Source organism: Virgibacillus doumboii, assembly GCF_902806455.1.
GTDB lineage: Bacteria > Bacillota > Bacilli > Bacillales > Amphibacillaceae > Lentibacillus > Lentibacillus doumboii.
On the sequence record NZ_CADCWQ010000001.1, the window covers coordinates 1313101 to 1335741 of the forward strand.

Consider the following 22641-nt stretch of genomic DNA (forward strand, 5'->3'; position numbering starts at 1 on the left):
ATATGTTATGATGCACGATAGGAAGAGGGTAATATAATGCAGTTGTTATACAGTTTAGCTATAATATTAGTTAGAAGTATATGAAGGAGGGGTAGTATGTCATTTACACATTTACAGGTACGCAGCGGCTACAGCCTTATGAACAGCACCATCACAATTGATAAATTAGCCGATAAAGCGCGTGAACTAAATTTTGACGCAATTGCATTAACAGATGAACATGTTCTTTACGGTGCTATCCCTTTTTACAAAGCATGTAAAGCAAATGGAATCAAACCGATTATTGGCATGTCCGCAGATGTAACTGTTAATGAGGAAACAGAAGCCTGCATTCTATTGGCTAAAAATAATGATGGGTATAAAAATCTTATTAAGATCAGTACTCGCATTCAATTATCCCAAAAAAACAGTATCGAGTTATCCGAACTGGAAAAATACAGTTCTCATTTAATTTGTATCCTGGCAACAATTGATACAAAAATGGAAACACTGTTACTGACAGAAACACACGACAAAATAAAAGCATACCTCGACACATCATGGGGAATGTTTCAGCAGGGAGATTTCTATTTAGGAATTCAGAATCATGGACTGGAAACGGAAAGAAAAGTTAACAATTCGGTTAAAGCATTTCATGAAATATACCAAGTACCAGCAGTAGCCTGGAATGATGTCAGATATTTAAATGAAAAAGATGATATTGCGTATGATTGTTTGCGTGCAATGAAGCAGGACAAAAAATGGTCACTTAAAATCACCGATCCGTCTATTAGGCAGCGTCATTTACGTTCGACTGCGGAAATGGAAGAGGTGTTTCATGCTTATTGGCCAGAAGCGATTAGCAACACGGAAAAAATAAAAAATCAGTGTCATGTAATCTTTGATTTTGAAAAACGAATGCTGCCATCTTATCCTGTTCCGGATCAACTTGACGCTCATACATATTTGGAGAAATTATGCTGGACAAATCTGGAGCAGAAATATGAACATATTACTGAAGAAATAGCCAACCGGTTAACATATGAGCTTAATATTATTCAATCCATGCAGTTCAGTGACTATTTTTTGATTGTATGGGATTTTATTGCTTATGCAAAAGAAAACAAAATACTGGTGGGACCTGGGCGCGGGTCTGCAGCGGGATCATTGGTCTCCTATGTACTCGGAATTACCGAAGTTGACCCAATCCAATATGATTTATTGTTTGAACGTTTTCTTAACCCTGAACGTGTAACAATGCCTGATATTGACATTGATTTTTCCGACCATCGACGTGATGAGGTCATTGAATACGTCCGACATAAATATGGGGATGAACATGTAGCACAAATTATAACGTTTGGTACGTTCGCAGCCCGTTCCCTGTTACGGGAATTAATTAAAACTATCGGAATTGACCAGCAGGATGCCAATTTTATTTTAAAAGAAATACCTGTTCAGGCGAAGAAGTCAATCACCGAATTTGTAAAAGAATCTAATGACCTGCAGCAGTATATCAAGCAATCTGCACCATTGAAGGCACTGTTTGCGGTAGCTGCAAAATTGGAAGGACTGCCAAGACATATCTCAACCCATGCCGCCGGTGTTGTGATAAGTGACAAGTCCTTGACCGAATATGTGCCATTAACAATTGGGGCAAATGAAACTTACTTAACACAATTTCCGATGAATGACCTGGAAGCAATCGGTCTACTAAAAATGGATTTTCTCGGGTTGCGTAATTTGACTTTACTTGAGCGCATTATCCGAACAATTGAATATTCAACAAAACAGCAAATAAACTTAACTGAAATTCCGGCAGAAGATTCAAAGACATATAGACTATTACAAAAAGGTAATACGAATGGCGTATTTCAGCTTGAGTCACAGGGGATGAAGCAGGTTCTGACAAGACTTAAACCGACGACGTTTGAAGATATTGTCGCTGTGAATGCTTTATTTCGTCCCGGCCCAATGGAGAATATTCCAGTTTATATTAGCCGTAAACATGGGCAGGAAAAGGTTGAATACCCGCATCCTGACCTGAAGCCAATTCTGGAAAAAACATATGGTGTATTGATTTATCAGGAACAAATTATGCAAATAGCCCATAAAATAGCCGGATTCTCACTTGGTGAAGCAGATATTTTACGGCGGGCAGTCAGTAAAAAACAACAACAAGTTATGGAAGAGCAAAAAGAGTCATTTATCCAAGGTTGTCTACAAAATGGTTATCCTGAAAATACTGCAGAGGAAATATTTAATTGGATTGTAAAGTTTTCAAACTATGGATTTAACCGGAGCCATGCCGTGGCATACAGTATGATATCCTATCAGCTTGCCTATTTAAAAGCACATTTCCCCGCTGGCTTTTTTGCGGAGTTATTAAGTTCTTTTGCCAGCCAGCAGGAGAAAGTGCATGCATATATTAAGGAATTGAAGGAGCTTGGTATAACGCTGGCACCACCGTCAATCAACAAAAGCTATGGCAAATATTCGGTGGAGAAAGATAACATTCGAATGGGACTGATGTCTATAAAAGGCATTGGTAATCAGGTAGTTAAAGAAATAATTCAAACGAGAAAAGATGGTCCGTTCAAGAGTTTATTTGACTTTTGCCTTCGCGTTTCCCTGAAAGTAGTAAATCGTCAAGCACTGGAAATACTTATTATGGCAGGATCATTTGACGAATTACATGAAAACCGCGCCAGTCTTCTGGCATCAATTGACCGGGCTCTCGAGCAGGGGGAGTTGTTTAAGGAATTTACAGACCAGGCAAGTCTTTTTCAGGATATGCTCGATATGGAAACAGAATATGTCGATATAGAAGATTTCAGTCTGACAAAAAAACTTAGTGATGAAAAGGATTTGCTCGGTATTTACATATCCAGTCATCCATTAGCAAATTATCGCAGTTCCTTGATTAATAGTGGGTATGTATCGATGGCTAAGGCACTAAAAATGATAGGGAAGAAAAAAGTTAAAAGTGCCGGTATTGTACAGGCTATGAAGAAAATCCGTACAAAACGAGGTGACCCAATGGCCTTCGTCACGATTGGTGATGAAACCGGGGATATGGAAGGAGTTATTTTTCCTGATTTGTTTCGGAATGTTCACAGGTGGCTGGAAGAAGGCATGATTATTACCTTCAGCGGTAACATTGAAGCAAGAAATAATCAAAGTCAGTGGCTTTTTTCAGAGATTAAGGCTTTCAATCATGATGAATGGGACCAGAATAAGAAACAACGGTTATTTATAAAGCTGACTGAGCAGAATAATGAAAATGCCTTATCTTTTATTAAAGAAACGGTAACGAGCCATAAAGGTGATTCACCTGTCATTGTGTACTATCAGGAGAACAGAGCTACTTATCAATTATCACAGGATTACCTGATAAATCCGGATAATGATTGTTTACAGGTGTTAAAGAAACATTTTGGTGATGATAATGTAGTATTGGAAGATTAAAAGTGATCGGATATCTGTCACTTTTGTTTCATCCAGCTACGGTTTCTGATCAGTCGCCTTAGCTTTTGTTTCTCCTTTACACATGTTTCCCATCTGTTATAATTAAATAGTTAAGTGGTCAGACCACCGTAAGGAAATACATGCAATTTCTACTACATAAAGGAGTGAGCAGTGTGTCCAATTTAAGAGACGAAGCATTGCATATGCATAAATTAAATAAAGGGAAAATATCTACAGAGTCGAAGGTACCGGTGCGTAATGCACGGGATTTAAGTCTGGCATACTCTCCAGGTGTTGCTGAGCCTTGCAAAGAGATACATGATCGTAAGGAAACTGTCTATGATTACACAATGAAAGGTAACATGGTTGCTGTTGTCAGTGATGGTTCTGCAGTACTTGGCCTGGGTAATATTGGAGCTGAAGCGGCACTGCCTGTAATGGAAGGAAAATCGGTTCTATTCAAAAGTTTTGCAGGAGTAGACTCTTTTCCTATATGTCTACAGACTCACGAAGTAGAAGAAATTGTACAAACCGTAAAACTGATGGAACCAACTTTTGGTGGAGTTAATTTAGAAGATATAGCTGCACCTAATTGTTTTATTATTGAAGAACGTTTGAAAAAAGAAACGAACATTCCTATTTTTCATGATGATCAGCACGGAACAGCTATCGTTACTGTAGCCGGATTAATTAATGCATTAAAAGTAACCGGGAAATCATTTTCTGACATTAAAGTTGTGGCAAATGGTGCAGGAGCAGCAGGTATTGCTATTATAAAATTATTATACAGCTTCGGCGTGCGTGATATGATCATGTGTGATTCAAAAGGAGCCATATTCGAAGGCAGACCATACGGCATGAATGATGTGAAAGATCAGGTTGCCAAAATGACAAATAAAGATAACAAAGAAGGATCACTGGAAGAGATACTCGAAGGTGCAGATGTATTTATCGGTGTTTCTGTTGGAGGTCTGTTATCAAAAGATATGGTCGAAAAAATGAATGATGATCCTATTATTTTTGCTATGGCTAACCCGGATCCTGAGATTATGCCTGATGATGCTAAAGCAGCAGGAGCAAAAGTTATTGGAACAGGGCGTTCGGACTTTCCTAACCAGGTGAATAATGTATTGGCCTTTCCGGGAATTTTTCGCGGTGCATTAGATGTGCGGGCAACACGGATTAACGAGAAGATGAAGGTTGCTGCTGCAGAAGGAATTGCCTCTCTTATTACTGATGCGGAATTAAATGAAGATTACGTGATTCCGGCCCCGTTTGATTCAAGGGTTGCCCCGCTTGTGGCTAAAAGTGTTGCAAAGGCTGCCATGGAATCAGGTGTGGCAAGAATTGAGGTTGACCCTGAAAGTGTCGCTGAAAAAACACGAATGCTGACAAACATTGAGGATGAATAATGACAAGTTTAAAGGAGTGAAACATGGCTGTGTCCATGTCACCTAAACAGAAGGTATATCAAGGCGTCTTACAGGAGCTTCGGAAGTTTATTGACAGTAATGATTTGGTACCTGGGGATAAACTGCCGTCAGAACGTGAATTGTCCGAAAGACTGCAGGCTGGAAGATCGTCAATTCGGGAAGCATTACGTGCGATGGAACTTTTAGGGTTAATTGAAACAAGGCATGGTGAGGGAACGTATTTAAGTACGTATCGCCCATACCAGACAGTTGAATTACTGGCATCGTTCATTTTGAGGGAAAACAATACAAGAAACGACTTGATGCTGGCTAAGCGAATCATGGAAAAAGAAGCGGCAAAAATGGCATATAATCATGTGAATAAGAATGACATAAACAGTCTGCTTTCCGTTATCCATGACCGGGACATGAATCCAAATGAACGTCATGTTGTATTTTTTCAATATTTATTTAAGAAAGCTGAAAATCTGTTGCTCACTAAAATATGGGAACTAATGGATGAATTCTCCAACACGATTACTAAATTGAGTTATGAAGATACTTTCTACTTGAAATTAATCCAACTCTATAAAACAAGGAATTTTGAAATGATAGAGGGGTTATTTGAAAACGTACCAACACGATAATAATTTAATCATCCAGACATATTTTGACACCTTTTTCATTTGGGCTTCGGTATAGTATATAAAGGCAACTTGAGGTTTTATTTCCTGTTTGTTGTATGGGTTTGGTTTGTAGGAAAAGGAGGAATCACCTTGCTTAAGGATTTTTTTGGCAAGAAAAAGAAATACGCATCCATTCCGAGTGAACAAGGTAAACTGGATGTACCAGAAGGTTTAATGAAGAAATGTAATCATTGCCATAAGATTTATTATCGAAAAGAAATGAATAAAAATGTAAATGTATGCCCGAATTGTGATTACCATCATCCATTAACGGCCTGGGAACGTATTAATGGTCTATTTGATGAGGGCACCTTTGTTGAATGGGACAAGCAATTGGCAACTACCAACCCATTGGGATTTCCCGGGTATGAAGAAAAAGTGGAAAAAGACCGTAAAAAGACAGGACTCAATGAAGGTGTAGTGACTGGTAAAGGTTCTATTGAAGGGCAGCAAACTGCTTTTGCAGTAATGGATGCAAGCTTTCGTATGGGCAGTATGGGATCCGTAATGGGTGAAAAGATTGCCCGAGCAATTGAAAAAGCTAAGATGGAGTCACTGCCATTTATTATTTTCACTGCTTCTGGTGGTGCAAGAATGCAGGAAGGTGTCCTGAGTTTAATGCAAATGACAAAAACGTCGGTTGCGATAAAACGTTTTTCTGAAGCAGGTGGATTGATGATTTCAGTAATGACTCACCCGACTACCGGGGGGGTTTCGGCAAGCTTTGCTTCACTAGGTGACTATAACTTTGCTGAACCTGGTGCTTTAATTGGTTTTGCCGGACGGCGTATTATTGAACAAACCATTCGGGAAAAGCTTCCTGAGGATTTCCAAACGGCAGAGTTTTTGCTGAAACACGGCCAATTGGACAAAGTTGTTCATCGGCATGAGATGAAAACTCTTCTATGCCGTTTACTTTCAATCCATCAGAAGGGTGGGGGAATCTCGTGAAGCAAGTAATGGATTTTGAAAAACCAATTGTTAATCTCAAGGAGAAAATTACGGAATTAAAGAAATTTACAAGTGATAGTGATATTGATTTAACGGAAGAAATCAGTACGCTTGAAAAACGCCTCGAGGCATTGGAAGATGATATTTACGGAAACTTAAGCCCTTGGAATCGTGTACAAATGGCAAGGCATCAGGAACGTCCAACCACATTGGATTATATTGAGGAATTATTTACAGACTTCATTGAATTTCATGGTGACCGGCTTTACGGTGATGATGCTGCTATTGTATCCGGGGTTGCTTTTTATCAGGATAAACCTGTAACGGTAATCGGCCATCAGCGTGGTAAGGATACAAAAGAAAACATCCGGAGAAACTTTGGCATGCCACACCCTGAAGGCTATCGAAAAGCATTACGGCATATGCGCCAGGCAGAGAAGTTTAATCGCCCGATTATATGTTTTATTGATACGAAGGGGGCATACCCCGGTAAAGCTGCTGAAGAACGAGGTCAGAGTGAAGCAATTGCCAGGAACTTAATGGAAATGGCCGGATTGACGGTTCCGATTATTTGTATTGTTATTGGTGAAGGCGGAAGCGGTGGTGCGCTCGCTTTAGGTGTTGGTGATCATATTCACATGCTGGAAAACTCCACGTATTCTGTTATCTCACCAGAGGGTGCTGCAGCTTTACTGTGGAAAGATTCAGGTCAGGCCCAACAAGCGGCAGAAACGATGAAAATTACTTCATATGATCTGAAAGAATTAGGTGTTGTGGATCAGATTATTCCGGAGCCAAAAGGCGGAGCACATCGTGATGTAAAGCAGCAGGCTGAAAATATAAAGGCTGTATTGGATAAATCATTAAACCACTTTGACTTAGTGCCATCTGATGAATTACTTGAAAAGAGATGGGAAAAATATAAGGAAATAGGGGAATATAAGGAGATATAATCGTAAATGAGGTTGACTATTGTCAGCCTCTTGGTCGTTATACAGATGTTTAAATAATTGATATTTTTGCTGATTCCAATTATCTTTGTAATAGAAATAATGTAGGATACGAGGTGAAAGTATGGAGAAAATTGGTGTTTTGACCAGCGGTGGCGATGCACCCGGAATGAATGCAGCAATACGTGCCGTCGTCAGAAAAGCTATCTACCACGGTATGGAAGTTTATGCAGTTAAAAATGGTTTTCAAGGTCTGATTGACGGTAATATAGAAAAAATGGATATCGGATCTGTTGGTGATATCATCCAGCGTGGCGGAACAATATTGCGTTCTGCACGTTGTGAAGCTTTCAAAACAGATGAAGGTCAGCAGCAGGGTATTGAACAGTTGAAAAAGAAAGGGATCGAAGGGTTAATTGTAATTGGTGGAGACGGCAGTTTCCGTGGTGCACAGAAACTGACTGAAAAGGGATACCCGTGTATCGGTATTCCCGGTACGATTGACAACGATATTTCCGGAACTGATTTTACGATTGGTTTTGATACGGCATTAAATACAATTATCGAAGCAATTGATAAAATTCGTGATACTGCGACGTCTCATGAACGTACATACGTTATTGAAGTGATGGGGAGAGACGCCGGCGACCTTGCACTTTGGGCAGGACTTGCAGATGGGGCAGAGAGTATTCTCATTCCCGAAAAACAGGATGACTTTCAGGATGTAGTTGAACGTCTGAAGCGCGGGCATGAACGAGGAAAAAAACACAGTATTATCATTCTGGCTGAGGGTGTTGGCAGTGGATTTTCGTATGGGGAAAAAATTCAGGAAGCAACAAATCTGGAAACCAGAGTGACTGTTTTAGGACATATTCAGCGCGGTGGTTCTCCAACTGCCTCTGACCGTGTATTGGCGAGCCGTTTTGGTGCGAAAGCAGTGGATTTATTGATATCAGGCAGGGAAGGCAGAATGGTAGGAATTCAAAATAACCAGCTTGTTGATCACAATATTTTGGAAATCTTATCGAAAGAACATACAATTAATCAGGAAATGTACCAACTATCAAAAGAATTATCTATATAAACAGGAAAGAGGAGGAAGAAAGTGCGAAAAACTAAAATCGTTTGTACGATTGGTCCTGCTTCTGAATCTATTGAAGTTTTGGAGCAATTAATTGAATCGGGAATGAACGTTGCACGCCTGAATTTTTCACACGGTGATTTTGAAGAGCACGGCGGCCGAATCAAAAATATAAAAGAAGCGGCAGACAGAATGGGTAAAACGGTAGCTATTCTGTTGGATACAAAAGGGCCTGAAATACGAACGGGTTCTTTTAAAAATGGTGAAGCCGAATTAACCCAGGACAGCATTGTATATGTAGCAATGGATGAAGTGGAAGGCACTGCTGAACGTTTTTCCATTACGTATAAAGGACTAATTAATGATATTCATGAAGGCTCAAAAATACTTTTGGATGATGGTTTAATTGAATTGGAAGTATTGGAAGTTGACAATATAAACAATGAAATTAAAACAAAGGCATTAAACTCTGGTACGATTAAGAACAAAAAAGGTGTTAATGTACCAAATGTAAGTGTTAATTTACCCGGTATTACAGAAAAGGACGCAAAAGATATCGAATTTGGAATTGAACAGGGTGTAGACTTTATTGCTGCCTCGTTTGTTCGCCGTCCATCAGATATTCTGGAAATTAAAGAATTATTGGAAAAACATAATGCTACACATATTCGAATTGTCCCTAAAATAGAAAACCAGGAAGGCGTTGACAATATTGAATCTATTTTAGAAGTCAGCGATGGTCTGATGGTTGCTCGTGGAGACCTTGGTGTGGAAATTCCAGCTGAAGACGTTCCATTAGTTCAAAAGAAACTAATAGCAAAGTGTAATGAAGTTGGAAAACCAGTTATTACCGCTACGCAAATGTTAGATTCGATGCAGCGTAATCCACGGCCAACACGTGCTGAGGCATCTGACGTGGCAAACGCCATTTTTGACGGAACAGATGCTATCATGCTCTCAGGTGAAACCGCAGCAGGAAATTATCCGGTGGAATCTGTACAGACAATGAGCAGCATCGCGTTAAAGGCAGAAACCGGCCTTGATCATAAAATGATTTTGACTAATCGTTCCAAAACCGTTGATATGACGATTACGGAGGCAATCAGCCAGTCAGTCACCCATACGGCAATGAACCTGTCTGTCAACGCCATTTTAACACCAACAGAAAGTGGACATACAGCCCGTATGATTGCCAAGTACCGTCCAAAGGCACCAATTGTTGCAGTCACTTTTTCCGAACAGGTTAACCGTCAACTGGCATTGGTTTGGGGTGTTCACGCCACAATGGGTGAGGAGGCACACTCAACCGATGAAATGCTGGATATAGCTGTTGACAGTGGCCTAAGCACAAATCTTTTTGAGCGTGGCAGCAGGGTTCTTATAACGGCAGGTGTTCCGGTTGGCGAAAGTGGAACAACTAATCTGATGAAAGTGCATGTGATAGGCGATGTTATGGCAAAAGGACAAGGTATTGGCCGCAGGAGCGCTTATGGTAAGGCGGTCGTTGCCAAAAATACGAGAGAAGCACTGGAAAAAGTTAAGGAAGAAGATATTCTAGTAACATATGGTACGGACCGTGACATGATGCCTGCGATAGAAAAGGCTGCAGGTATTGTAACCGAGGAAGGCGGCCTGACATCCCATGCGGCAGTGGTCGGACTGAGCCTTGGAATCCCGGTAGTAGTCGGTGTGAAAAATGTATTTGATCTTATTAACGATGGAGAAGATATTACCATTGATGGAGCCAAAGGTGATATTTATAAAGGACATGCAAGTGTATTATAATTGATTAAACTTTCGCAGCGTGAAATGGACACACAAGTCTTGAAAGTAAAGAAGGTTGGAGATACACTACCCAAGTTGACTTTGGATTAACGGTTCATTGTTTTATTACGTATTTGATATATAATGCGCAGTAACTTTAGATGAGTGTTAGACCACCGCTCCGGAAATACACTTCGCTTTCCGTGGGCGGCTGATGAGCCTCCTTGCTCCTTCGTCGCTGCGGAGTCTCATCTAGGCCTCTGCTCCCACAGGAGTCTCCGTGTATTTCCTCCGCTAGGTTCTACGTCTATGAACTATTGGTTGGAGTAGGAAACGGGATAAAACACACAGGATAACACTTCACTAGTCCGGGTGAGCGGAGGGCGGTGACTCCTGTGGGAACAGCACGAGTCCGAAGACCCCGCAGAGTGACGAGCGAAACATCCACCGAATATGCTACGAGTTGCGAGGAGTGCTGCTTCTCTGAAAACACTCGCAACACGACGAGCACCCTTCTCGAGGAGGCTGAGGCCGTGCCCGCGGCTAATAAGACACTGCGAAAAAAGAATTTTTGAGCAGATGTCGCCTTGGTACCCGGAGGTGTGAAAGCATCCGCCCGGAGCGATTCCGGACGTAGGGGCGAGAAGTCTTTATTTATATTCCAACAGTTACTGCGCATTTTATATCTTTTGTGCAAAAACAATCTTTTCCAATACAGCTTTTATGTCTACTAGGTTGTCAAGGAAACGATTAGAAACGTTCCATGTATGCCACATTAATCAGAAAAAACTATTTTATTGATGCGAAAGTTGAGTAATTGATAAATAGATAAAAAAAGAAGGGAATTCCCTTCTTTTTTGAAAAGGGGGGGAAGCGTTATGCGCTGGTTATTACTCGCACTTTTAGTTTTACCTGCTATGGAAATCGGCGTCTTTATTTGGATTGGTGGTATCATTGGCCCGTGGTGGGTTGTTGGTTTAATATTATTTACCGGTGCCCTGGGCGTAACAATTGCCAGAAATCAGGGACTGGAGACTTGGCGCCGTGCACAGCAATCGATGAACTACGGACAGGTACCTGCTGCCGAAATTGTGGACGGAATATGTATATTTGTCGGAGCAGTATTTCTATTTTCGCCTGGGTTCATCACAGATACGGCAGGTTTTATTTTAGTGTTGCCAGTTACCAGGGGGCCATTCAAATTAATGCTTCAGCGATTTATAAAAGACCGGATAAATAAAGGGAAAATTATTTACCGCAGATGGTAGTACTATGTTCCCCTAATAAAATACCATATATGATGAAAAACGCCTGCTTTGTACAACGCGTTCCCAAATATTAGCACCATTGGACCAAAAAACAAACCGAGTACCCCCCAGATTTGAACCCCGGCGAATAATGCGATCAATGCTGCAAGCGGGTTCAAACCAATATTACTGGATACTATTTTCGGTTCAAGCAATTGTCGCTGAATTACAACAATCATATATAAAATGGATATTGAGATAGTCATGGAATAGTCGCCAGTCAAAAACAAATAGAGAATCCACGGAATAAAAATAATTCCGGTTCCCAATAAAGGCAGGACATCGACCAGTGCAGCAAATATTGTAATTGTAAGGGCATGATCCACTTTGAAAATAACCAGTCCTGTAAAAATAGTAATTGCGGTAAGTAAAATGAGTACTAACTGTGCCTTAAAAAAACCAAAAACAGCTTTTTTTAAATGATCCCAAACAGCTTTGCCGGTTTCATGAACCGATTGAGGGATTATTTTTTTTACACTTTCAACGAGTCCATGCCAGTCGTTTGTAATAATAAACGTACCCAGAATAATAAATATCAGGACTGTAAATGATTCAGGAAGCAAAGTTAATGCAACTGGAATCTGCAGCAGAATATGCTGCAGAAAATTTGTGCCAAATGATCTGAATTGTTCCAGGATTTGTTTCAGGTTTTCACTGATAGCTTCCTGCTGTCCGGGACTCAATGTATTAAAAAATGAAGTAAGTTTATGATATAGTGGAAGGAGATGTTCATCTATCAAATCTTCTGCAATAAATACAATTGTTTGAAAATGGGCAGGTATTTTTTCCGCCAGATATGTTGTACCCTGAACTAATTCAGCAATAATAAAGATAACCAATCCGATAAATAATAGTAATGCAACAATCATTACCAAAATGGTTGCCAGTACTCTTGGAACTTTTATTTTTTCTTCCAGGAATGTGACGATCGGGTTAAGAAACAATGAAAGAATAACCGCGAGTACAAACGGGTAAATATATGAAAAGGTATTTTGTAAAATAAAATAAATAAAAACAAGACTAACCACAATGACAAAGAACCTTAACACCTGATATAACCTTTGCTTATACAAACAGAACCCCCCACGCCTGCCATTTCAAGCTTGTACTATTTATATATGACGAGTGAGGAAAAAATAGACATGAGTTAGAAAATTCTTGCAGTAAAGCAGAATAATTTAAATATTGATGGTATTTCCGAAATAAAAATATTGCTGAATTTAATCGGTTTCAATTCACATTATGTTCATAATACTTTATAATTGTTGATGGAGATGGCAATGTTATTTTTTACAGAATATTGTCAAATGTAATTACCAATTAATTTATTCTAAGTTAATGAACAATTTATAGAAAAAGGAGAGGGTTTGTTATGGCAACAACTAAAGGTCTTGAAGGGGTTGTCGCAACTCAGTCGTCAATTAGTTCTATTATTGATGATCAACTTACATATGTTGGTTATACAATTGATGATTTAGCAGAGAATTCAAGTTTTGAAGAGGTAGTTTATTTATTGTGGAATTTAAAACTTCCTGCAAAACAGGAATTGGACGCATTTAAAGCAGACCTGGCATCCAATATGGAGTTGCCTGAGGCTGTTATTGATCATTTGCGTTCCTATGATTTATCAACTGTACATCCAATGGCTGCATTGCGTTCTGCAGTTTCCATCCTCGGACTGTATGATGAAGAGGCAGATGTGATGGAAACAGAAGCAAATAAGCGAAAGGCCATCCGTCTGCAAGCGAAAATTGCAACAATAGTTACCGCTTTTGCACGTATCCGCAAAGGGAAAGATCCGGTTAAACCGAAGAAAGACTTAAGTTTTGCTGCGAACTTCCTTTACATGTTAAACGGCGAAGAAGCAAAAGATGTTGAAATTGAAGCAATCAATAAAGCGCTTGTGCTTCATGCTGACCATGAATTGAATGCGTCAACATTCACGGCACGTGTATGTGTTGCTACACTCTCAGATGTTTATTCCGGTGTAACCGCTGCAATCGGTGCATTGAAAGGTCCATTGCACGGTGGCGCCAACGAGCGTGTTATGGCAATGCTGACAGAGATTGGCGAGGAAGAAAATGCCATTCCGTACATTAAAGAAAAAATAGCTAACAAAGAAAAAATAATGGGTATGGGACACCGTGTTTATAAAAATGGCGATCCTCGTGCTAAACATTTAAAACGCATGTCCAAGGAGTTAACGGAAACATCCGGGCAATCAAAGTGGTATAATATGTCCGTTAAAATTGAAGAGTTCATCAAAGAGGAAAAGGGTCTTCCGGCCAACGTTGATTTTTATTCAGCATCCGTTTACCACAGTCTTGGTATTGACCATGATTTGTTCACGCCAATTTTTGCAACAAGCCGTGTATCAGGCTGGTTGGCACATATCCTGGAACAATATGATAACAACCGCTTAATTCGTCCACGTGCCGAATATGTCGGACCTAAAACACAGGAATATGTAAAAATCGAAAATCGCTAAGTCATAATGCCGGTAACCCCGGATACTACGATGGCAGGTGTTTGTCAACTGCGGGTTATCAGTAAAATCAATATTATGATAAAATAACTATGCAAGAAGATGACTAGGAGGTATATTTATGACTCAAGGAGAAAAAATCACAGTTGAGAATGGTAAAATGACCGTTCCAAATAAGCCAATCGTTCCATTCATTGAAGGAGATGGAACTGGTCCGGATATTTGGGCTTCTGCGCGTAACGTAATTGAAGCTGCAGTCGAGAAAGCATATAACGGTGAAAAGGAAATTCAGTGGACTGAAGTATATGCAGGCCAGAAAGCTTATGATAAAACAGGTGAGTGGCTGCCTCAGGATACACTTGATATGATCGACAAATATAAAATTGCAATTAAAGGACCATTAACAACACCAATCGGTGGGGGAATTCGTTCCTTAAACGTTGCACTGCGTCAGGAATTGGATCTGTTCACTTGCTTGCGTCCTGTTCGCTATTTCAGCGGCGTTCCATCCCCGGTTAAGCATCCGGAAGATGTTGACATGGTTATTTTCCGTGAAAATACAGAGGATATTTATGCAGGTATCGAGTGGCAAAAAGGCTCTGATGAAGTGAAGAAAGTAATCGACTTTTTGAAAAATGAAATGAACGTTAATAATATCCGTTTCCCTGAAACTTCCGGAATCGGCGTTAAGCCGGTATCTGAGGAAGGTACGAAGCGTCTTGTACGTTCTGCAATTGAGTATGCACTAAATGAAGGTCGCCGTAATGTTACTCTAGTACATAAAGGTAACATCATGAAATTTACGGAAGGTTCATTCAAAGCGTGGGGATATGAAGTTGCTGAACAGGAATACGGTGACAAAGTGTTTACATGGGCTGAATACGACCGTATCGTAGAAAAAGACGGAAAAGAGGAAGCAAATAAAGCACAGGATGAAGCATTGGCAGCAGGGAAACTTCTTGTAAAAGATGCAATTGCTGACATCTTCCTGCAGCAGATTCTGACTCGTCCTAAGGAATTTGATGTTGTTGCAACGATGAACCTGAATGGTGACTATATTTCAGATGCGCTTGCTGCACAGGTAGGCGGAATCGGAATTGCGCCAGGAGCAAACATCAACTATGACACTGGCCATGCAATTTTCGAAGCAACACACGGTACTGCTCCTAAATATGCTGGTATGGATAAAGTAAATCCATCATCCGTAATTCTTTCAGCAGTATTAATGCTCGAACATCTCGAGTGGAGAGAAGCAGCAAATCTGATCACGAAGGCAATGGATAAAACGATTGCTTCCAAAGTTGTTACGTATGACTTCGCACGCATGATGGACGGTGCAACAGAAGTAAAAACGTCCGAATTCGGCGATGAGCTAATTAAAAATATGGATTAATGCTCTTACAGGCGTTGCTGCAGTATGTGGCAACGCCTGTATTGGCATACGCAAGGGATTAATATTACTTAAATACGGCAATTTAATTTTTCCGCCATTGGAAGGAGAATGGACATGGCAATTAAACGTAAGAAAATTTCCGTAATCGGCTCCGGTTTCACTGGTGCTACAACAGCATTAATGATGGCGCAAAAGGAACTTGGAGATATTGTACTGGTTGATATTCCGGATAATGAAGACCCGACAAAAGGAAAAGCTTTGGATATGAAAGAAGCAAGTCCTGTTCAGGGTTTTGATGCTAATGTCACCGGGACTGCCAACTACGAAGACACAAAAGACTCCGATCTAGTCATTATTACTGCCGGAATTGCTCGTAAGCCTGGTATGAGCCGTGATGATTTAGTAAAAACAAACGCTAAAATCATGAAAACTGTTACACAGGATATTGTGAAATATTCACCGGAAACAACGATTGTCGTATTGACCAATCCGGTTGATGCCATGACATACACCGTATTTAAAGCGTCCGGGTTCCCTAAAGAACGGGTCATCGGTCAATCCGGTGTACTGGATACAGCACGGTTCCGCACATTTGTTGCTGAGGAATTGAATCTGTCAGTTAAAGATATTACCGGATTTGTTCTTGGCGGACACGGTGATGATATGGTTCCATTAATCCGTTATTCCTATGCCGGCGGAATTCCGCTAGAAAATCTGATTTCCAAAGACCGGCTTGACGAGATCGTTGAGCGAACCCGTAAAGGTGGAGGGGAAATCGTTGGTCTACTGGGTAATGGCAGTGCATACTACGCACCAGCCGCTTCCTTAACTGTTATGGCTGAAGCAATCCTGAAAGATCAGCGCCGCGTACTTCCTTCAATCGCATACCTTGAAGGAGAATATGGATACAGCGATATTTATCTCGGTGTTCCAACAGTAATTGGCGGAAATGGTCTGGAAGAAATTATCGAACTTGATTTAAACGACGATGAAAAAGCAGCATTGGACAAATCAGCAGATTCAGTGAAAAATGTATTGAATGTATTAAAGTAATTAAAGACTTCTTTTCGCCGATATTGGTGGAAAGAAGTTTTTTATTAAATAAGATTGAAAAAATCAATTTCACCTGAAAATTAATTAGTGATAAACTTATTTTTCTGATATAATAGTAAACGCTTACATATATGGAGGTGGAAACCGTGATTGGCAAAAAAAGAAAGCTTGGAAAGAAAATTAATGATCTGCAAATAGGGGATTCATACACAGCATCAAAAATCATCGAGGACAAAGATTTGTTATTATATTTAGGCTTAACAAATGATGCAAATCCGTTGTATATTCAACATGACTATGCATCTCAGACCCCTTATAAGCAGCCGATTGTTCCATCTGTCATGTTATTCGGGATGGTATCTTCGATTGTCTCCATGCATTTGCCTGGACCGGGAAGTCACATCACACAGCACGAGATGACTTTCCCTAAACCCGTTTTTCACTACTCTGAGGTAAAATTCACAATTGAAATCATTAATATTGACCAGGAAAATCATCGGGTCACATTGTCTGTGGTAGGTTATGACAAAGATGGGGATGAAGTATTACAGGGTAAGCTTAATGTATGTCCAGCATATGAACCGGAATCGATAACAGGGGCTTCATTGGAAAACTTCTTTTAATAATCCTGCGATACTATCACCGAAATTGGTGGTAGTATTTTTATTTTTGAATGTTTTAATATGAATTATATTGAAAACCGGTTTTACACATTCATTAATCATATGCCTAGCTTGTTCTTCCCGTAGGAGTCTCGCATATTACAACTACTAGTATAAAAGTTCCGCTTTATCCATTACAATGATAATTTCGCTATTTTACCAAGACATTTGAGTAATATCCAGCGGAGGAAATACATGCCCTTCATCAGGGGTATGCCGACGTTGGCCGACAAGGCCGGTTTTAGTCGGACTTCCTTCTTACGGCAGCAGAGGCCTAGATGAGACTCCGCAGCGACGTAGGAGCAAGGAGGCTCATCAGCCGCCCGCGGCTAAGAAGACACTGCGAAAACGAACTTTTTGAGCAGATGTTGCCTTGGTACCCGGAGGTGTGAAAGCGAAGTGTATTTCCGGAGCGATGGACTAACACTCACATAAGGTTACGTCACATTTTATAGAAACTGCGGTTTAAAAGTAAAATCTTTTCAAACGAATGACTTAAACTGCAAAGATAATCGAATTGTAAATTTTTCTTTACATGCGAACGTATTCACATAACCCCATCTTAGATGTAAGATGTAGATATACTATGCTTTTTCATAGAAATGGGGGCTTCACATGGGGAAGAAAATTCTTATCGTTGATGATGAAAAGTCAATCGTGACACTGCTGAAATTCAATGTGGAACAAGCAGGATTTGAAACAGATGTGGCATACGATGGCAAAGAAGCTGTTCAAAAAGCAGAGGGTATCGATTATGATCTTATTATACTAGATTTAATGCTTCCTGAGATGGACGGGACCGATGTCTGTAAACATTTGCGGATGAACAAAATCGATACACCGATTTTAATGCTGACGGCAAAGGATGACGAATTTGATAAAATACTTGGTTTGGAACTTGGAGCTGATGATTACTTAACCAAACCATTCAGTCCCAAAGAAGTCGTTGCACGTGTAAAGGCTATTTTAAGACGGTCAAAAAAAACCGAAGAAGCACTTGGAAAATCACTTGCAATAGGGGATTTAGCAATATATCCCGACCGTTATGAGGCTGAAATGAACGGGACGACATTAACGTTTACGCGAAAGGAATTTGAACTTTTACATTATCTTGCTGCACATAAAGGAAAGGTTTTGGCAAGAGACCAGCTGTTAAGTGCAGTTTGGAACTACGATTTCGTTGGTGATACACGAATAGTGGATGTACATGTCAGTCATTTACGTGAGAAGATTGAACCGGACACTAAAAGGCCATCATATATCAAAACAGTTCGGGGACTGGGCTATAAATTGGAGGAACCGAAATAATGCACGCCTTATTTTCCAGACCATTATTTTCCTATATAAGCGGGCTGTTTTTCCTGATAGTAGTTACGGGGATTATATTAAGTCAGCTGACAGACGAATATATTATCCTTTGGTCTGTATTGCTTATTACTTATATTATTCTAATAATGATTATGCTGCACGTATATGAGAAATATATGAGACCAGTCAAAAAGGCATCGAAAACGGTTGATGAACTCGTAAAAGGAAATTACCGTGCGCGAATTCACCATACTTCGGGCGGTGCCGTTGCTGAACTGAACGAAAAAATAAATATATTGGCAAGAAATCTGAGTGAATTCGCAATTCAGGGGAAGATGCACGAAAAGCAACTTTCCACTGTAATTGATAATACACAAAGCGGGTTGGTGCTGCTGGATGAAAAAGGTTACATTCACCTTGTCAACCGAAAATTTCTTTCCACTTTTGGCGGAGCTTCGCGAGATTATAATGGATATCTATATTATGAAGTACTTGGAAATGAAAACATTCATAATACCGTACAAAAAGCTTTTTTGTATGAAGAAAATGTAAAAGAATCGTTTACGCAATTTGTCGGGTTGGACACAAAATACATGGAAATTGTGGGCGCACCGATATTCAATGAACGAAAGATACTAAAAGGTGCTGTTCTGGTATTTTATGATATAACTGATTTGAAGAAGCTTGAGTTGATGCGGAAGGATTTTGTTGCAAATGTGTCCCATGAATTGAAAACACCAATCACCTCAATTAAGGGATTTGCCGAAACACTTTTGGATGGGGCGATGAATGATAAAGAAACACTTCAAAATTTCCTGGAAATCATTAATGATGAGAGTGCCCGTCTTCAAGGGTTAATCGAGGATCTGCTGACATTATCCAGACTTGAAAAAGATGAATTTAAGTTAGTAAAAACAAAAGTAAATGTGAATGAATTGGTCGACGAAGTGCTGCCAATTATGAAGCAGTCTGCTGAACAAAAAATTATATCTTTAACAGCCGATATCGGTGAAAAACTTTCATTGCATGCTGATCGTGAAAGAGTTAAGCAAGTGCTGATTAATTTATTGGCAAATGCGATAAATTATACTCCGGAAAATGGCCAGGTTAATCTAATGGTCACGGATACTGGCGACAACATTCATATTCAAGTGTCAGATACAGGGATTGGTATGGATGAGGACGCTATTCCAAGGGTCTTTGAACGCTTTTACAGAGTTGATAAGGCACGAAGCAGAAACACCGGTGGAACGGGGCTTGGACTGGCAATCGTTAAACATATTGTAGAGGTACACGAAGGTGACATTAAGGTGGAAAGTGAATTAAATAAAGGTTCAACGTTTCATATATATATACCGAAAAACTAAACATCCTCAAACTGGGGATGTTTTGTTATACTTGATCAGTTAGAGAAAGATAATTTTTTCCTTTATGTGCGTTCAGTGATAAAATATGTTTATATGATAACGGTGATTGGAGGAAATAAAAACATGTCCAACAAACTTGTTTTAATCGATGGAAACAGTATTATTTACCGGGCTTTTTTTGCATTGCCATTGTTGAACAACGATAAGGGCGTCTACACGAACGCTGTTTACGGATTCACAACGATGCTGCTAAAAATTCTGGAAGATGAAAAGCCGACACACATGTTAGTTGCGTTTGATGCTGGAAAAACGACATTTCGGCATAAAACGTATAAAGAATACAAAGGTGGCCGTCAAAAAACACCCCCGGAGCTTTCGGAACAGTTCCCGCTGCTCAAAGAAGTCCTTGATGCATTTGGGATTCCTCATTATCAACTTGAACAATACGAAGCGGATGATATTATTGGAACGCTGGCAACCAAAGCAGAAGCGGACAAATGGGATGTAACAGTTATTTCCGGTGATAAGGATTTGCTGCAGCTTGCATCTGATAAAGTAACAGTCAACCTAACCAAAAAGGGCATCAGTGATGTTGAATCCTATACTCCAGCATTTATGAAAGAAAAAATGGAAATAAATCCGGATCAGATAATCCACCTGAAAGCGTTGATGGGTGACAGCTCAGACAACATTCCAGGTGTACCGGGGGTAGGGCAGAAGACTGCTACCAAGCTGTTAAAGCAATATCCGACGCTGGAAGAAGTATATGACAACATTGGAGACGTGAGTGGTAAGAAATTAAAAGAAAAGCTGGAAAACCATAAATCTGATGCGTTTATGAGCAAACAACTGGTTACGATCAATCGCGACTCGCCAATTGAAATTACAACAGATGAAATTACATATGACGGGTATCAGCAAGCAGATGTAAGTACTATATTTAAAGATTTAGGATTTCAATCCTTGCTAAACCGGTTGAAAGGTGAGTCAACTGATGAAGGAGATCAATCGGAAGCACTCAGTGAAATCAGCTATACAATTCCTGATAAGGTGACAGCAGATCTGTTCACGGATGAATCGGCACTGGTTGTAGAGATGCTTGGCGACAATTATCATCAGGCTGCCATTGAAGGATTTGGTCTGGTTAATGAAAATAGTTCATACTTTATTCCAACCGAATTGGCATTAAAATCAGCGGATTTTAAAACATGGGCAGAGGATCGGAATAAATCCAAAGTTGTCTTTGATGCGAAAAAAACACTCGTAGCATTGTTAAGACATGACATTTATATCAAAGGTATTACATTTGATATGCTGCTAACATCTTATTTACTGAATCCATCTGAAAATAATCATGATATTCCGGCAATAGCGCACAGAACCGGGGAAACAGATGTATTATACGATGAAGAGGTATATGGCAAGGGTGCAAAGACCAAAGTTCCGGAACAGGATGTACTGGCCGAGCATGTTGTACGTAAAACAAGTGTATTGTTTCGACTGAAAGATAAAATGGAAGAACAACTGAAAAATAATGAACAATATGAATTACTTAAAGAACTGGAAATGCCGCTTGCACTTATTTTAGGTGAAATGGAGCACACTGGTGTATTAGTTGATGTGGAACGGTTGGAGGAAATGGGCGATGACCTGAGGCAGCGATTAGGTGAACTTGAAAAAGAAATCCATGAACTCGCCGGTGAGGAATTTAATTTAAACTCTCCTAAACAATTGGGACCTATACTATTTGAAAAGCTGAAACTTCCTGTAATTAAAAAAACGAAGACAGGTTACTCCACTGCAGCAAATGTATTGGAGCAGCTGGAAAACGAACATGAAATCATTCCAAAGCTTCTGCTGTTCCGACAGCTTGGAAAACTGCAATCCACGTATATTGAGGGACTATTGAAAGTGGTTGACCGTGATACGAAAAAAATTCACACCCGGTTTAATCAGGCATTAACACAAACGGGCCGGTTGAGCTCGATTGACCCAAATCTGCAAAACATTCCAATTCGGCTTGAGGAAGGACGGAAGATTCGTCAGGCGTTTGTCCCTTCCAATAAAGACTGGATTATGTTTGCTTCCGATTACTCTCAGATTGAGTTGCGAGTACTTGCACATATAGCCGGGGATGATAAACTGATTGCAGCCTTTAAAGATAATTTGGATATCCATACACAGACTGCAATGGATGTATTCCATGTAGATAAAGAGGATGTTACAGCAAATATGCGCAGACAAGCCAAGGCTGTAAACTTCGGAATTGTTTATGGAATTAGTGATTATGGACTTTCTCAAAGTCTGGGAATTTCCCGTAAAGAGGCAAAGCAATTTATCGAACGTTATTTTGAAAGCTATCCGGGTGTTAAGAAGTATATGGATGAAATTGTCCAGGAAGCCAAACATCAGGGATATGTTTCAACGCTAATGAAACGAAGAAGATATCTGCCTGACATAACGAGCAGAAACTTTAATCTTCGTTCGTTTGCCGAGCGAACTGCAATGAATACACCTATTCAAGGCAGTGCTGCCGATATTATTAAAAAAGCGATGATAGACCTGCACGAGAAACTGCTGGATGAAAAACTTGAGGCACGAATGCTTTTGCAGGTACACGATGAACTAATTTTGGAAGCACCAAAGCATGAAATTGAAAAATTAAAAGACATAGTACCAGCTGTTATGGAAAATACCGTTGACTTATCCGTACCGCTTAAAGTCGATTATGAATATGGTGATAGCTGGTTTGATGCGAAATAAGGGGAATCAGTG

General features: G+C 40.0%; 16 protein-coding genes. 15 read left to right on the top strand and 1 reads right to left on the bottom strand.

The genetic code is table 11. The features are described 5' to 3' along the window. Nucleotides 1–96: 96 nt before the first annotated feature. From dnaE to G6R02_RS06330, 8 genes are all read left to right on the top strand, one after another. Complete coding sequence (gene dnaE / locus G6R02_RS06295; protein WP_164668387.1) at nt 97–3447, top strand: DNA polymerase III subunit alpha; 3351 nt, start codon at nt 97–99, stop codon at nt 3445–3447. Between the two features lie 140 nt (nt 3448–3587). Then, on the top strand, nt 3588–4859 hold the full coding sequence (gene ystJ, locus G6R02_RS06300) for an NADP-dependent malic enzyme (protein ID WP_164668388.1): 1272 nt from the start codon (nt 3588–3590) through the stop codon (nt 4857–4859). 23 nt (nt 4860–4882) lie between these two features. Further along, nucleotides 4883–5506, top strand: a complete 624-nt coding sequence (locus G6R02_RS06305) for a FadR/GntR family transcriptional regulator (protein ID WP_343032898.1) — start codon at nt 4883–4885, stop codon at nt 5504–5506. Between the two features lie 129 nt (nt 5507–5635). Beyond that, nucleotides 5636–6496, top strand: a complete 861-nt coding sequence (accD, locus tag G6R02_RS06310; protein ID WP_164668389.1) for an acetyl-CoA carboxylase, carboxyltransferase subunit beta — start codon at nt 5636–5638, stop codon at nt 6494–6496. Nucleotides 6497–6504: 8 nt separating this feature from the next. After that, complete coding sequence (accA, locus tag G6R02_RS06315) at nt 6505–7449, top strand: acetyl-CoA carboxylase carboxyl transferase subunit alpha (protein ID WP_425509066.1); 945 nt, start codon at nt 6505–6507, stop codon at nt 7447–7449. 121 nt (nt 7450–7570) lie between these two features. Next, complete coding sequence (pfkA, locus tag G6R02_RS06320; RefSeq protein WP_164668391.1) at nt 7571–8530, top strand: 6-phosphofructokinase; 960 nt, start codon at nt 7571–7573, stop codon at nt 8528–8530. Between the two features lie 21 nt (nt 8531–8551). Continuing rightward, nucleotides 8552–10312, top strand: a complete 1761-nt coding sequence (pyk, locus tag G6R02_RS06325; RefSeq protein WP_164668392.1) for a pyruvate kinase — start codon at nt 8552–8554, stop codon at nt 10310–10312. 857 nt (nt 10313–11169) lie between these two features. Next, the gene (locus G6R02_RS06330) at nt 11170–11559 is read left to right on the top strand and encodes an FxsA family protein (protein ID WP_164668393.1); all 390 of its coding nucleotides are present in this window, start codon (nt 11170–11172) and stop codon (nt 11557–11559) included. Nucleotides 11560–11561: 2 nt separating this feature from the next. Here G6R02_RS06330 and ytvI read toward each other — a convergent pair whose 3' ends face one another. Next, the gene (gene ytvI / locus G6R02_RS06335; RefSeq protein ID WP_164668394.1) at nt 11562–12671 is read right to left on the bottom strand and encodes a sporulation integral membrane protein YtvI; all 1110 of its coding nucleotides are present in this window, start codon (nt 12669–12671) and stop codon (nt 11562–11564) included. A gap of 299 nt (nt 12672–12970) precedes the next feature. Here ytvI and citZ point away from each other — a divergent pair, with 299 nt between their 5' ends. The 7 genes from citZ to polA all read left to right on the top strand — a co-directional run bounded on the left by citZ (nt 12971) and on the right by polA (nt 22629). Further along, entirely contained in the window at nt 12971–14086 is a 1116-nt protein-coding gene (gene citZ, locus G6R02_RS06340; protein ID WP_164668395.1) for a citrate synthase, read from the top strand. 118 nt (nt 14087–14204) lie between these two features. After that, on the top strand, nt 14205–15476 hold the full coding sequence (icd, locus tag G6R02_RS06345) for an NADP-dependent isocitrate dehydrogenase (RefSeq protein WP_164668396.1): 1272 nt from the start codon (nt 14205–14207) through the stop codon (nt 15474–15476). A 114-nt stretch (nt 15477–15590) separates the two neighbouring features. Beyond that, the gene (gene mdh, locus G6R02_RS06350; protein ID WP_164668397.1) at nt 15591–16529 is read left to right on the top strand and encodes a malate dehydrogenase; all 939 of its coding nucleotides are present in this window, start codon (nt 15591–15593) and stop codon (nt 16527–16529) included. A gap of 146 nt (nt 16530–16675) precedes the next feature. Further along, on the top strand, nt 16676–17152 hold the full coding sequence (locus G6R02_RS06355) for a MaoC/PaaZ C-terminal domain-containing protein (RefSeq protein WP_205520069.1): 477 nt from the start codon (nt 16676–16678) through the stop codon (nt 17150–17152). A 654-nt stretch (nt 17153–17806) separates the two neighbouring features. Then, nucleotides 17807–18499: a response regulator transcription factor gene (locus G6R02_RS06360; protein WP_164668399.1), complete on the top strand. Its 693-nt coding sequence runs from the start codon at nt 17807–17809 to the stop codon at nt 18497–18499. Continuing rightward, nucleotides 18499–19866: a two-component system histidine kinase PnpS gene (gene pnpS / locus G6R02_RS06365; RefSeq protein WP_164668400.1), complete on the top strand. Its 1368-nt coding sequence runs from the start codon at nt 18499–18501 to the stop codon at nt 19864–19866. The genes G6R02_RS06360 and pnpS overlap by 1 nt, the downstream gene beginning before the upstream one ends. 123 nt (nt 19867–19989) lie before the next feature. Next, complete coding sequence (gene polA / locus G6R02_RS06370) at nt 19990–22629, top strand: DNA polymerase I (RefSeq protein WP_164668401.1); 2640 nt, start codon at nt 19990–19992, stop codon at nt 22627–22629. The last annotated feature ends 12 nt before the right edge of the window (nt 22630–22641 follow it).

Coding starts and splice junctions, on each gene's coding strand:
- dnaE (WP_164668387.1), top strand. CDS start 97: ATGTCATTTACACATTTACAGGTACGCAGCGGCTACAGCCTTATGAAC.
- ystJ (WP_164668388.1), top strand. CDS start 3,588: ATGCAATTTCTACTACATAAAGGAGTGAGCAGTGTGTCCAATTTAAGA.
- G6R02_RS06305 (WP_343032898.1), top strand. CDS start 4,883: ATGGCTGTGTCCATGTCACCTAAACAGAAGGTATATCAAGGCGTCTTA.
- accA (WP_425509066.1), top strand. CDS start 6,505: ATGGATTTTGAAAAACCAATTGTTAATCTCAAGGAGAAAATTACGGAA.
- pfkA (WP_164668391.1), top strand. CDS start 7,571: ATGGAGAAAATTGGTGTTTTGACCAGCGGTGGCGATGCACCCGGAATG.
- G6R02_RS06330 (WP_164668393.1), top strand. CDS start 11,170: ATGCGCTGGTTATTACTCGCACTTTTAGTTTTACCTGCTATGGAAATC.
- citZ (WP_164668395.1), top strand. CDS start 12,971: ATGGCAACAACTAAAGGTCTTGAAGGGGTTGTCGCAACTCAGTCGTCA.
- icd (WP_164668396.1), top strand. CDS start 14,205: ATGACTCAAGGAGAAAAAATCACAGTTGAGAATGGTAAAATGACCGTT.
- mdh (WP_164668397.1), top strand. CDS start 15,591: ATGGCAATTAAACGTAAGAAAATTTCCGTAATCGGCTCCGGTTTCACT.
- G6R02_RS06360 (WP_164668399.1), top strand. CDS start 17,807: ATGGGGAAGAAAATTCTTATCGTTGATGATGAAAAGTCAATCGTGACA.
- pnpS (WP_164668400.1), top strand. CDS start 18,499: ATGCACGCCTTATTTTCCAGACCATTATTTTCCTATATAAGCGGGCTG.
- polA (WP_164668401.1), top strand. CDS start 19,990: ATGTCCAACAAACTTGTTTTAATCGATGGAAACAGTATTATTTACCGG.